Here is an 11227-nt window from a genome sequence, read left to right as displayed (position 1 = left end):
TACCCGGAAGCCTAACCGACTAAGGCTTTTCCATCCACCACTCGATGAACTCGTGCGCGCGATCCCGGTCGAGCCGGATCACCCACAGGTTGCTGAACTCGCCCGGTGGATCGGTCTGGTACGTCGTCCAGCCGCGCACGAACCCGACTCCGTCACCGAAGCCGAGCACCTCGTACTCGAACAGCGACTCACCCGGAGCGTCGGCGACTTCCAGCCAGGCCTGCACGATCGCATCCCGGCCCAAGACCGGCTCCTCGTCCGGGCGCCGGTACCACGCCGCGTCCTCGGTCCAGAGCGCTGCGATATCAGCCGGATCGTTGGACTCCCACGCTTTGCGGTACCTCGCCACCCATTTGTCGAGGTCCTTCTCCTTCATGAGATTCGGCGGTGGTTGAGGACGATCGCGGCCGGGGTCGCCAGGACCTCTGGGTGCTCGCGCGGATCCGCGTCGTACGTGACGAGGTTGCCGTCGCCGGACAACCCGAGGTAGTCCTGCGCTCCGGTCGACGCGGCCACCAGGGCCTGGCCGACCGTCAGGCCGTGCTTCACCAGTAGGTCGATCTCGCCGGCAACGGTCCCGACGACATCGGATCCGGTCAGCACCCGAACGCCGTACCGATCGGCGAGCTTGAGCATCAAGGCGAGGTACTCCGACTTGGCCTGGCGTCGCTTGACCTGCTCCGGCGTGGCGTCCGGCCGCTCACCGACGGACGCGCACAGCGTCGGCGTCCACGCGCCGCCGCGAGCTCCGAGCACCTCGAGGTCCTGCTCGGTGATCGACGTACCGTGCTCGATCGAATCGACCCCGACGCGGATCAGGTCGCTGACGATCTCGGTGTTCGTGTGCGTCGCGACCCGGGCGCCGCGGGCGTGGGCGAGCTCGACCACGGCCCTGACCAGGTCGGTCGGGTAGGTCTGCTCCATCGGGCTGTCCCGGACCGGGCCGTCCGGGCCGACCGCCGGGAAGTCGGCGACGAGCTTCAGCCAGGTGGCGCCGTCGTCCAGCTCGGCGCCGACTGCGGTGAGCAGTTCCTCCGGCTCGACCGGCTCGTGCATCCGCGGGAAGTAGCGACCGCTCGGCGCGAGGAATCGTCCGGCCGCGAGGACAACGGGACGGGCGTCGTCTTGGGTGGCCGCCAGCTTCAGGGTGACCGAGCGGTCCCCGCCGACGTCGCGGACCGCGCTCACGCCGGCCGCGGCGAGTTGCCCGAGCCGCTCACCGGCGAAGTCGGCCCCGAACAACCGCGGGCCTAGCTCGTCCGTCCCCACTGTCAGGTGGCAGTGCGAGTCCACCAGCCCCGGTACGCCGAACCGCCCGGGCAGCAGGTCCGTGGCACCGGTGGCGTCCGTGGTGCCCGGGATGCCGAACTCGAGCCGCGCGGTGTCACCGGCCGGGAGGACGGTTCCTTCGAAGACCCAGGTCGTCATGATCGCCATCCTGCCGCAGCAGGAGACCCAGCTCACGTTCTCGATGACTTGAACGTGTTCAAGAGTGGGGACGAGATGAACCTGAACGTGACGACGTACCTGATCTACCTGCTGGTCGCGGTGCCGCTGACGATCTGGGTGGCCCGGACGCTGAGCCGGAACGGCCGGATCTTCCTGGTCGACGTGTTCCACGGCAACGAGGACTTCGCCGACGCGGTGAACCGGCTGCTGGTGGTCGGGTTCTACCTGGTCAACCTCGGTTTCGTGACGCTGTTCCTGCGCAGCGGCAGTGCGGTGCTAGACGCCCGCGGGGTGTTCGAGCAGCTGAGCGTGAAGCTCGGGACCGTGATGGTCGTGCTCGGGGTGCTGCACCTGTCGAACGTCTGGATCTTCAACGCGATCCGCCGCCGCAGCCGGATCGAGCAGATGACCACCCCGCCGGTCCCGCCGAACGACACCGTTGCGACCGCTCCCTTGACCATGACCGAGACGGTCGCCCGCTACGGCTACTGAAGGCCGCGTTGATCATGCAAGAGCTGACCGTTCTGTACGACGCGCATTGCGGTCTGTGCCGCCGCTTCAAGGACTGGCTGGCGGCGCAGCGGCCGGCGCCGAACGGGAGGGGAGGGGTGGTGCGCCTGCGGTTCGTCGCGGCGGGGTCGACGTACGCGCGGGCGCTCTACCCGTCGCTGGACCATGAGGCGACGCTGCGGGAGGTGACGGTGGTCGCCGACGACGGGTCCGTGTACGTCGGCGACCGGGCGTGGATCGTGTGCCTGTGGAGTACGTGGGAGCACCGGCACACCGCCGTACGGCTGGCGAGTCCGGCCATGCGGCCGGTGGCGTGGGCGATGGTCCAGGCGGCCGCGGGGCTGCGGCGCTTGAACGGAGGTGACTACGCTGACCGATGTGACGGACAGTGCGACCGCCAAGGGTGAGCAGACCCGGGAGCTGATCCTGTCGACGGCGCTGCGGTTGTTCCGCGAGCAGGGGTACGGCAAGACGACGATGCGCGCGATCGCCACCGAGGCGGGGGTCTCGGTCGGCAACGCGTACTACTACTACGGCTCCAAAGAGCACCTGATGCAGGCGTACTACGACCACCTGCAGGTGCAGCACCGTGAGGCCGTCGAGTCGATCCTGACGACGGAGAAGGCGTTCGTGCCGCGGATGACCGGCGTACTTCGGACGTGGCTCGACGTGGCCGCGCCGTACCACGAGTTCGCCGGCACCTTCTTCAAAACGGCGGCCGATCCGAAGAGCCCGCTCTCACCCTTCAGTGAGGAGTCCGAACCCGCCCGTGAGGCAAGCGTCGAGGTCTTCCGCCGTGTCGTCGAAGGCTCAGACCTCAAGCTCCCCGCCGACCTGAAGGCCGAACTCCCCGAACTCCTCTGGCTCCTCCAGATGGGCATAGTCCTCTTCTGGGTCCACGACAACAGCGAGGACCTACGCCGCACCAAAACCCTGATCGACCGCTCAGTCCCCTTGGTCGACCGCCTCCTGAGGCTCACCCGAATCCCGGGCGTCCGAGGCGTAGTAAACGACCTAGTGGGCCTGATCCGCTCGATCAGACCCTGAGCTACTCGCCGGTTGTGCCGTCCACGCGTTCGCGGAGGAGGTCGGCGTGGCCGTTGTGGCGGGCGTATTCCTCGATCATGTGGATGTAGAGGTAGCGGACGGAGTAGTCGCCCTCGTGGTTGGGGCGGGTGAAGGTGTCGTCGAGGGTGTAGCGGGCGGCTAGTTCGTCGGAGGTTTTGACGGTCTGGCGGTAGTCCTCGAGGTCCTGCTCGGCCTGTGCTGGGTCCGCGAGGTCGAAGTCGCCGTCCGGGTGCTCGGCGGTCCAGAACTTCGGCTCGGACGGCTGCTGGGCGAGGGCGCGGTGGAACCAGTACTTCTCGACCTCGGTCAGGTGCCGGACCAGGCCGATCAGCGACATACTGGACGGGTCGACGGCGCGCTGGACGAGTTGCTCGCCGGTGAGGCCGGACACCTTCCACAGGAGCGTGCCGCGGTGGAAGTCGAGGAAGCCCTGCAGAAGTTCACGTTCGCCGGCAGCGGTGGGCGGATCCACCCGGAACTGTGTCGTCACGAGCCAGAACCTAGTCCATGTGACGAGCGTCCCGTGAAACAACTGCTGGGGACTGGACCCGCGTGCCGTAGACTGTCCGTGACGGCCCGCCCAGTTCTGCCTCGGGCCGGAGAGCGCAAACACCTTGCGCCAGCAGTCGACCACCACGCGCCGCGGCACCCAACTACAGCCGCGCCGGGCAGGACGACCCACGACTTTCTTTGGAGCATTGCATGGCGGCCAGCCGCCCCACGTCTACATCCCCCCAGAAACAATCCACCTCTCAGCAGTCCGGTCCGCGGAGCTCGACAGACGCCCCGCGCGGTGGCTCGGCGCAACCGCGCCGCCGCAGCCGTTCCGGTGCCCGGCGCAACAAATCCGCCGCCGGCGCCCCGCTCTTCAGCCCGCCCGCCGACAACGGCAAGCGGACGTCGAAGGTTGCTGACAGCAACGAGTCCGTCACGTACGACGAGGTCGCGCCGCTCGTAGTCCCGGACGACCTCACGTTCGCGGATCTCGGCGTCCCCGAGTCTTTGGTGGCCGCCCTTGCGACCACCGGCGTGACGAAGCCGTTCCCGATCCAGGCGGCGACGTTGCCGGATTCGCTGGCCGGCAAGGACGTTCTCGGCCGCGGCCGGACCGGATCGGGTAAGACCTACGCGTTCGTCCTGCCGGTGCTGGCGCGCCTCGCGGCCAGCCGGACCAAGCGCCGCCCGAACCATCCGCGCGCGCTGATCCTCGCCCCGACCCGCGAGCTGGCGACCCAGATTCAGGCGTCGATCACGCCGCTCGCCGACGCGCTCGACCTGCGCACGATGACGGTCTTCGGCGGTGTCGGTCACGGCCCGCAGATCAACGGCCTGCGCAAGGGTGCCGACATCGTCGTCGCCTGCCCGGGCCGGCTCGAGGACCACGTCCAGGCCGGGCACGCGAAGCTCGACGCGGTCGAGATCACCGTCCTCGACGAGGCTGATCACATGGCGGACCTCGGCTTCCTCCCCGCGGTACGGCGGATCCTCCAGGCGACCCCGTCGACTGCCCAGCGGCTGCTGTTCTCGGCCACGCTGGACGCCGGCGTCGACGTACTCGTCCAGCGCTTCATGACCGACCCGGTCACGCACAGTGTCGACTCGGCCCAGTCGCCGGTCTCCAAGATGACGCACCATGTCCTGCACGTGAAGGCCGACACCCGGCTGCCGGTGCTCGTCGACCTGACCGCCGCGCCCGGACGTTCGCTGGTCTTCACGAGGACGAAGTACGGCGCCAAGGCGTTGACCAAGAAGCTGATCGCCCTGGGTGTTCCGGCTGTCGAACTGCACGGGAATCTGTCGCAGGGCGCTCGTACGCGTAACCTCGAGGCCTTCTCGGCCGGTACGGCGAAGACGCTGGTCGCCACCGACATCGCCGCGCGTGGGATCCACGTCGACGACGTCGCGCTGGTCATCCACGCCGACCCGCCGATCGAGCACAAGGCCTACCTGCACCGGTCGGGGCGGACGGCTCGCGCGGGTGCCGAGGGTACGGTCGTCACGCTGATGACCGACGACCAGGTGCGCGATGTCCGCGACCTGACCCGCAAGGCCGGTATCGCGCCGACCGTCACCAGACTCGCCTCCGGCGACCCTCTGCTGACCGAGCTGGCCCCTGGCGAGCGCACCTTCGTCGAGCCGGCGGCCAAGCCGGTCGAGCAGGAACGGGGCGCGGGCTCGGGCGGTCGTGGCGCGGGCGGTCGTGGATCGGGTCGGGGCAACCGCCGCCGGCGCGCCTCGGGCTCCGCTCCGCAGGCGACCGAGCAAGGCTCAGCCCGGTCGGGCTCAGCGCCATCGGGCCGCTCATCCCAGTCGGCCGCGTCGGGTCGCTCGTCCCAGCCGTCTCGCGGAGCGCGGGGCGCGGGCCGTTCCAAGGCTCGTGCGGGCTCGGGCGGGTCCAAGACCTACACCACGAGCACTCCGGGATCGACGAGCCGTCCAGCCGGTGCCGCAGCGTTCTCCGCAGGTTCCCGCGCCGGCACCTCCCGCCGAGGCCGCTGACCTCATCGGATGTGCCGGTCGGCCTCACCGCCGGCCAATCGGCGCACTGCTCGAGCTGAAGGCCCAGTCATTGTGACTGGGCCTTTCGCGCGCGGTGGGCGCGGACTCGGCCGCGGGTGGCGAAGGCTGGGTTGGGACACCAGCGGCGGCGCCCGGTGGTGTCGATGAAGACGCCTCGGCAGTCGGACTCGGAGCAGGCGAAGAGAAAGGCGCGCTCCGGGCCGGTCAGCTGATCCACTGCCTGCCGCGCGATCCGTTCTCACCCATTACGTTGGTAACGGTTCAACCGTTACAGGAGGATGCGATGCAGGACGCCGGCGACCGCAGCGTTCGAGGAGGAGTCGTGATCCGCACCGTCCTGGGTGATCTACGGCCGGAGGCGCTAGGTGTCACCGACTCCCATGACCATCTGTTCTTCCGTTCGGTGGTGATGCCCGGGCAGGAGCTGGACGACGAAGCCGCCGCGGTCGCTGAAGTCGAGGCGTTTGCGGCGGCCGGCGGACAGGCGATCGTGCAATGGACGCCGTACGGACTGGGTCGCCGGGCTGAACTGCTGCCTGGAATCGCAACCAGCACAGGGGTTTCGCTGATCGCGGCGACCGGACTGCATCGGCGGGAGCACTACACGGAGGGCTTCGTCGAGAAGGTGCGGGATGATCTCGCCGAGATCTTCGTGCGCGAGCTGACTGTTGGCATCGGCAACAGTTCGGTCCGGGCCGGACTGATCAAGGTGGCCGGTGGGTTTCACGTCCTGGATTCCCATGCCGAGTTGGTGATGCGAGCTGCGGCCGAGGCGCACCACGCGACCGGTGCGCCGATCGCGGTCCATCACGAGCTCGGGTCCGCGGCGGACGCCGTACTGGATCTGCTGGTCGACGAGCTCGACGTGCACCCGGAAGCCGTCATCCTTGGTCATCTCAACCGGTTCCCGGATCACCGTGTGCATCTCGAGTTGGCCGGGCGGGGCGCGTGGCTGGCGTTCGACGGGCCGTCGCGGGCGAACAACGCGACCGATCCCCGGCTGATGGACTGCCTGGCCGCGCTGGTCGACGCCGGGTACGCCGATCGGCTGCTGCTCGGCGGTGACACGACGACCGCCCGGGCCCGTGCTGCGACAGGTGAAGGTCCCGGTATGCCGTACCTGCTCACGCACCTCCGACCCCGGATCGAGCGTCACCTGGGCGCAGACGTAGCCGAAGCCGTGTTGAGGACCAACCCGGCGCGAGCGTTCGCCGTCGAGTGGCGAGGCTGACGGCGGGTCGCGGGTCGCACCGGGCCGGCGACTGTACGGTTCCGCCATGAGCGAGCGAAGCGAGGTCATCATCAAGCAGAGTGCGTCTTGTGCCTCAGCCGCGCCCGGAGCGAAGCGAGGACGTGGATGAGTCTGATCGCGCAGGTCTTCGTGGTGCTGGCCGGGCTGTTTCATGTCGCGGTGTTCGCGATGGAGAGCCTGCTGTTCCGCAAGCCGAGCACCTACAAGCGGTTCCTGGTCAAGGATGAAGCCGAGGCCGCCGCGGCCGCGCCCTGGGCGTTCAACCAGGGTTTCTACAACCTGTTCCTGGCCATCGGCGCGCTCGGCGGTCTGATCTGGGGCGGTGACAAGGGACACGCCATCGCGCTGTTCGCTTGTGCGTGCATGGCGGGCGCCGGCATCGTGCTGGTCGCGTCCGACCGGCGGATGGTCCGCGCCGCCGCGACCCAGGCCGTCCCGCCGATCCTGGCGCTGGTGCTCGCCGCGATCCTCTGATGCGCTTGACTTAAAGTCCACTTGATGTCCGAAGGTTCTCAGCATGACCACCACTGCCGAGCCCGGAACCGCACCTGCCACCGATTCAGGCGGCGTACTCGCGCCGCAGTACCGGGCACTGACGGTCGGGATGGTCGCGCTGATCACCCTGGTCGCGTTCGAGTCCCTCGCCGTCACGACCGCGATGCCGACCGTCGCGCAGGCACTGGACGGACTAAGCCTGTACGCGCTCGCGTTCGGCGGCCCACTTGCCTCCGGAGTGGTCGCGATGGTGGTCTCCGGAACGTGGAGCGACCTCAAGGGCCCGACCCGCCCGCTCTGGCACGGGACCGCATGGTTCCTGGCCGGTCTGATCATCGCTGGGCTGGCTCCGAGCATGGAGGTCCTGGTCGCCGGCCGGATCATCCAGGGCTTCGGCTCCGGCTTGCTGACAGTCGCCCTGTACGTCGTCGTCGGGCAGCTGTACCCGGCCCGGTTGCGCCCGCGGATCTTCGCCGCCTTCGCGACCGGCTGGGTGGTCCCATCACTGGTCGGTCCTGCGATCGCCGGCCTGATCGTCGAGCACTCCAGTTGGCGGATCGTCTTCCTCGCCGTACCGGCGATCGCGATCCCGGCCGCGGTCGTGATGCGGCCCGGTCTGGCTCGCAGCAGCGCTCACGAGGCACGTCCGGGACGGCTGTGGGACAAGCGGGCCATGTGGGCGATCGCTGCCGCGGTCGGCGTCGGCCTGCTGCACTACGGTGGCCAGCAACGCGGCGTACTGCAGCTTGTCCTGCTCGGGGTCGGATTGGCCGGCGTGATCGCGTTCGCGCCGCGGCTGTTGCCGAGTGGGACGTTCACGTTCGGACGCGGCTTGCCGTCGGTGGTCGCGCTGCGCGGTCTGGTTGCGGCAGCTGGTTTCGGCGCTGAGGTGTTCCTGCCGCTGATGCTCACCCGGGAGCGCGGCCTGTCCCCGGCACTCGCGGGGTTGGTGCTGACCGTGAGTGCGTTGAGCTGGACCGCCGCCTCCTGGTACCGCGGCCGCCCGAACCAGCCGTTCTCGCACGCTGTCTTCCTGCAAGCCGGCATGGTCTCGATCCTGCTCGGCATCGTCACCGCGGCGCTGACGCTCAACTCACAGGTGCCGGTCGTCGTCGGCATCCTGGGCTGGAGCCTCACCGGGCTCGGAATGGGTACGGTCTTCCCGACGCTGTCCGTACTCGTCCTCGAGTACTCGGAGTGCGATCAGCAGGGGGCGAACAGTTCCGCACTGCAGCTGAGCGACTCGTTGGCCACGGCAACGGTCCTGGCGGTCGGTGGGTCGCTGTTCGCCGCACTCGAGCCGCATTCCGCGATCACGGCGTACCTCGTGGCCTTCGGGCTCCCGGCTCTGCTCGCGCTGCTCGGCGTACAGGCGGGCCGGCGGACTGCTACTCCTTAGAACCCGTCACGGCGATGCTGGCACCGAGGCCGATGATCATCAGGCCGCCGGTGCCGCCGACCAGCTCGAGCCGGCGCGGTGAGCGGGCGAACCACTCGCGGGCGGTGCCGGCGACGACGGCCCAGACGCTGTCGGAGCAGAGCGCGATCAGGATGAAGATCAGGCCGAGGACGAGGATCTGGGCCCAGGCCGGGGTGCTCGCGCCCTTGTCCACGAACTGCGGCAGCACCGCGGCGAAGAAGACCGCGGTCTTGGCGTTGGTGAGCCCGACCAGGAAGCCCTGGCGGAGCGTCCGGCGGGTGGTGCCCGGCTTCACGCCACTTGTCATCGCCTCGACCAGCGACTTCCGGGTCCGGAACGCGTGCACGCCGAGATAGATCAGGTACGCCGCTCCCGCCAGCTTCACGATGGTCAGGGCGATGGCGCTGGCCGCGATCAGGGTGCCGAGACCGAGCGAGACCAGGACGAGCAGCACCGACGCGCCGACGGTGTTGCCGACCATCGTCAGCACCGCCTCCCGCCGCCCGACCGCGAGCGCCCGCCCGACGATGAACAGCACACTCGGCCCGGGTACGACGATGATGATGAACGCGGTGATCGCAAACGCGACCAGATGATGAGCGGACGGCATCTCCTCAGAGTAAGTGCGACCCGATCGCGCCGCACCACCGATTTCGCCGGGTGGGACAGACCACCGCCACACCGTCCGCCCCCGCGTGCTCCGCAGGCGCTTTCCTCGTCGCTTCGCTCCTCAGCGCCGCCGGCGGAGCACGCGGGGGTGATCGGGCGGGTGGGATAGATCACCGGCGCGCCGTGATGCGTTGACCGGGCTCTCGGGCGGGCTCTACGGTTCGTAGGACAAACTGCGGTGCCATGAGGGAAGCCGGTGGAAGTCCGGCACGGCCGCGCCACTGTGAGCGAGCTCTGCTCGTGAGTCAGGACGCTCGGGTACCAGCAGCCTTTCGAAGGGGACGCGCACTTCCCCAGGAGGTACAAGATGGCAGCTCCTGCCCGCTCGGTCGCCGTACCGGCATTCTCACCCCGGCTTCTCGCCCTCGCCCTGCTCAGCGTCGGTCTGATGCTTCTGCTCGCCTACCTGGTCGGGTTCGACCAGGGCGCGGTCTCCCAGTCCGGGATGTACCTGCACGAGCTGATGCATGACGGCCGGCACCTTCTCGGCGTGCCCTGCCACTAGATCTCATGCGCACCTTCGGATCGCTCCTGGTGCGCGGACTGATCGTCGGACTCTTCGCCGGCCTACTGGCCGGAACTTTCGCGTACGTGATGGGTGAACCGCGTGTCGACGCGGCCATCGCGATTGAAGAGGCCGGCTCCGCGCACACCCACGACCATGACAACAACCACGGCGACAGCACTGTGCCTGCCGCCGAAGAAGAGAAGCCGCTCGTCAGCCGCGAAGGCCAGAAGGCCGGCCTCTTCCTTGCCACCAGCCTGTACGGCGTCGCCCTCGGCGGCATGTTCGCCGTCGGCTTCACCCTGCTCCGGCGCAAGCTCCGGACCGAGAACGACGCGTACGCCGCCCTCGGCCTGGCCGCGGCCGGGTTCGTCGGGATGGTGCTGGTGCCGTTCCTCAAGTACCCGCCGAACCCACCCGCGGTCGGTGACCCGGACACGATCACCCGGCGGACCGTGACGTACCTGCTCACGCTGGTGATCGGCCTGCTCGCGGTCTGGGCCGGTGTCGCCGCGTCCCGCTGGGCCGAGCGGTACGGCGACCTCGCCCGGCTCGCCGGTGGGGTGATCGGCTTCCTCGTCACGATCGTGGCGGCGTACCTGATCCTGCCGCGAATCAACGAGGTTCCGGAGACGTTCCCCGCTACGCTGCTGTGGCAGTTCCGGTTCGCCTCGCTCGGTACGCAGGCGACGCTGTGGCTCCTACTCGGCTTCGGGTACGCCGCCACAGTCGACCGCCGGCTGGTCCGACAAAAGGTGGTCGCCGCTTGACGGCATTGACGCTGATCGCGCATGCCTTGACACCCGCGCTGCGTGGACTCGTGCTCGGCGGCGACGCCGAGCCGGATCCGGCGAGTGTCGAGGCTGCCCGCGAGCTCAGGCTCCACGCCGATGTGGTGTACGCCGGTCCCGAGCGGGCCGCCGTACGCACCGCCGAGGCGCTCGGCCTGACCCCGGTCGTCGAGTCGGCCCTCCGGAACCGCGAGTACGGCGACTGGGCAGGCCGCGGGCTCGAGGAGTTGCTCGCGGCGGACCCGGAGCGGGTGTCGGCATGGCTCGAGCGCCCGCACACCGCGACCCCGGGCGGCGAGACCGAGAACGACGTCCTCGGCCGCGTCGCCGACTGGCTCGGGGACCTGGCCGAGCGCCACGACGATCGCAGCACGGTGCTGGCCGTCGTCCATCCCGCGATCGCCCGGGCCGTCGTCCTGTACGTCGTCGATGCGCCCGCTGAGTCGCTCCGCCACGTGGACGTTCGTCCGCTGGCCACCGTGAATCTCTCCCATCACACCGGTAACTGGTCCCTCGCCTTCCACTGACCGGCTGGTCCTCTGACGTGT

15 protein-coding genes and 1 riboswitch are annotated in these 11227 nt (G+C 69.1%); of the genes, 10 read left to right on the top strand and 5 right to left on the bottom strand.

Annotated features, from left to right (window positions below; genetic code table 11):
• Nucleotides 1-19 precede the first annotated feature (19 nt).
• A complete protein-coding gene (locus ACZ3HV_RS25125; RefSeq protein WP_360361180.1) occupies nt 20-376 on the bottom strand; it encodes a YybH family protein in 357 nt (118 codons plus the stop codon).
• Nucleotides 373-1428, bottom strand: coding sequence for an amidohydrolase family protein (locus tag ACZ3HV_RS25120; protein ID WP_465687407.1), 1056 nt, complete (start codon nt 1426-1428; stop codon nt 373-375). The genes ACZ3HV_RS25125 and ACZ3HV_RS25120 overlap by 4 nt, the downstream gene beginning before the upstream one ends.
• A gap of 54 nt (nt 1429-1482) precedes the next feature.
• Here ACZ3HV_RS25120 and ACZ3HV_RS25115 point away from each other — a divergent pair, with 54 nt between their 5' ends.
• Genes ACZ3HV_RS25115 through ACZ3HV_RS25105 form a run of 3 tightly spaced genes read left to right on the top strand, consistent with a single transcriptional unit; the run spans nt 1483 to nt 3006 of the window.
• Entirely contained in the window at nt 1483-1941 is a 459-nt protein-coding gene (locus ACZ3HV_RS25115; RefSeq protein ID WP_465687406.1) for a hypothetical protein, read from the top strand.
• A gap of 14 nt (nt 1942-1955) precedes the next feature.
• Complete coding sequence (locus ACZ3HV_RS25110; protein WP_465687405.1) at nt 1956-2366, top strand: thiol-disulfide oxidoreductase DCC family protein; 411 nt, start codon at nt 1956-1958, stop codon at nt 2364-2366.
• On the top strand, nt 2338-3006 hold the full coding sequence (locus tag ACZ3HV_RS25105; protein ID WP_465687404.1) for a TetR family transcriptional regulator: 669 nt from the start codon (nt 2338-2340) through the stop codon (nt 3004-3006). Before ACZ3HV_RS25110 ends, ACZ3HV_RS25105 begins: the two co-directional genes overlap by 29 nt.
• Nucleotide 3007: 1 nt before the next feature.
• Here the strand turns inward: ACZ3HV_RS25105 and ACZ3HV_RS25100 are convergent, their stop codons facing one another.
• Complete coding sequence (locus ACZ3HV_RS25100; protein WP_465687403.1) at nt 3008-3517, bottom strand: DinB family protein; 510 nt, start codon at nt 3515-3517, stop codon at nt 3008-3010.
• Between the two features lie 212 nt (nt 3518-3729).
• Here ACZ3HV_RS25100 and ACZ3HV_RS25095 point away from each other — a divergent pair, with 212 nt between their 5' ends.
• Nucleotides 3730-5526, top strand: a complete 1797-nt coding sequence (locus tag ACZ3HV_RS25095) for a DEAD/DEAH box helicase (protein ID WP_465687402.1) — start codon at nt 3730-3732, stop codon at nt 5524-5526.
• Between the two features lie 67 nt (nt 5527-5593).
• On the opposite strand, the gene ACZ3HV_RS25090 is transcribed toward ACZ3HV_RS25095, so the two are convergent.
• A complete protein-coding gene (locus tag ACZ3HV_RS25090) occupies nt 5594-5764 on the bottom strand; it encodes a CGNR zinc finger domain-containing protein (protein WP_465687401.1) in 171 nt (56 codons plus the stop codon).
• 105 nt (nt 5765-5869) lie between these two features.
• Between ACZ3HV_RS25090 and ACZ3HV_RS25085 the strand changes: the two genes are divergently transcribed.
• The 3 genes from ACZ3HV_RS25085 to ACZ3HV_RS25075 all read left to right on the top strand — a co-directional run bounded on the left by ACZ3HV_RS25085 (nt 5870) and on the right by ACZ3HV_RS25075 (nt 8693).
• Nucleotides 5870-6778, top strand: a complete 909-nt coding sequence (locus tag ACZ3HV_RS25085; RefSeq protein WP_465687400.1) for a phosphotriesterase family protein — start codon at nt 5870-5872, stop codon at nt 6776-6778.
• Between the two features lie 126 nt (nt 6779-6904).
• Nucleotides 6905-7273 (top strand): DUF1304 domain-containing protein, encoded by a 369-nt coding sequence (locus ACZ3HV_RS25080; RefSeq protein ID WP_465687399.1) that lies wholly within the window; start codon nt 6905-6907, stop codon nt 7271-7273.
• Between the two features lie 43 nt (nt 7274-7316).
• Nucleotides 7317-8693 (top strand): MFS transporter, encoded by a 1377-nt coding sequence (locus ACZ3HV_RS25075; RefSeq protein ID WP_465687398.1) that lies wholly within the window; start codon nt 7317-7319, stop codon nt 8691-8693.
• Here ACZ3HV_RS25075 and ACZ3HV_RS25070 read toward each other — a convergent pair.
• A complete protein-coding gene (locus ACZ3HV_RS25070) occupies nt 8683-9324 on the bottom strand; it encodes a LysE family translocator (RefSeq protein ID WP_465687397.1) in 642 nt (213 codons plus the stop codon). The two genes, ACZ3HV_RS25075 and ACZ3HV_RS25070, sit on opposite strands and share 11 nt — an antisense overlap.
• A 199-nt stretch (nt 9325-9523) precedes the next feature.
• Nucleotides 9524-9655, top strand: a riboswitch (cobalamin riboswitch).
• Between the two features lie 35 nt (nt 9656-9690).
• On the opposite strand from ACZ3HV_RS25070, the gene ACZ3HV_RS25065 reads away from it, so the two are divergent.
• The 3 genes from ACZ3HV_RS25065 to ACZ3HV_RS25055 are packed head-to-tail and all read left to right on the top strand — an operon-like array spanning nt 9691 to nt 11206.
• Complete coding sequence (locus tag ACZ3HV_RS25065; protein WP_360361215.1) at nt 9691-9888, top strand: CbtB domain-containing protein; 198 nt, start codon at nt 9691-9693, stop codon at nt 9886-9888.
• Between the two features lie 5 nt (nt 9889-9893).
• Complete coding sequence (locus ACZ3HV_RS25060) at nt 9894-10658, top strand: CbtA family protein (RefSeq protein WP_465687396.1); 765 nt, start codon at nt 9894-9896, stop codon at nt 10656-10658.
• On the top strand, nt 10655-11206 hold the full coding sequence (locus ACZ3HV_RS25055) for a histidine phosphatase family protein (protein WP_465687395.1): 552 nt from the start codon (nt 10655-10657) through the stop codon (nt 11204-11206). Before ACZ3HV_RS25060 ends, ACZ3HV_RS25055 begins: the two co-directional genes overlap by 4 nt.
• The last annotated feature ends 21 nt before the right edge of the window (nt 11207-11227 follow it).

This window comes from Kribbella sp. NPDC020701 (assembly GCF_055562215.1).
Note: the sequence above shows the minus strand (reverse complement) of the source record. Positions and strands in the feature narration are given on the sequence as shown.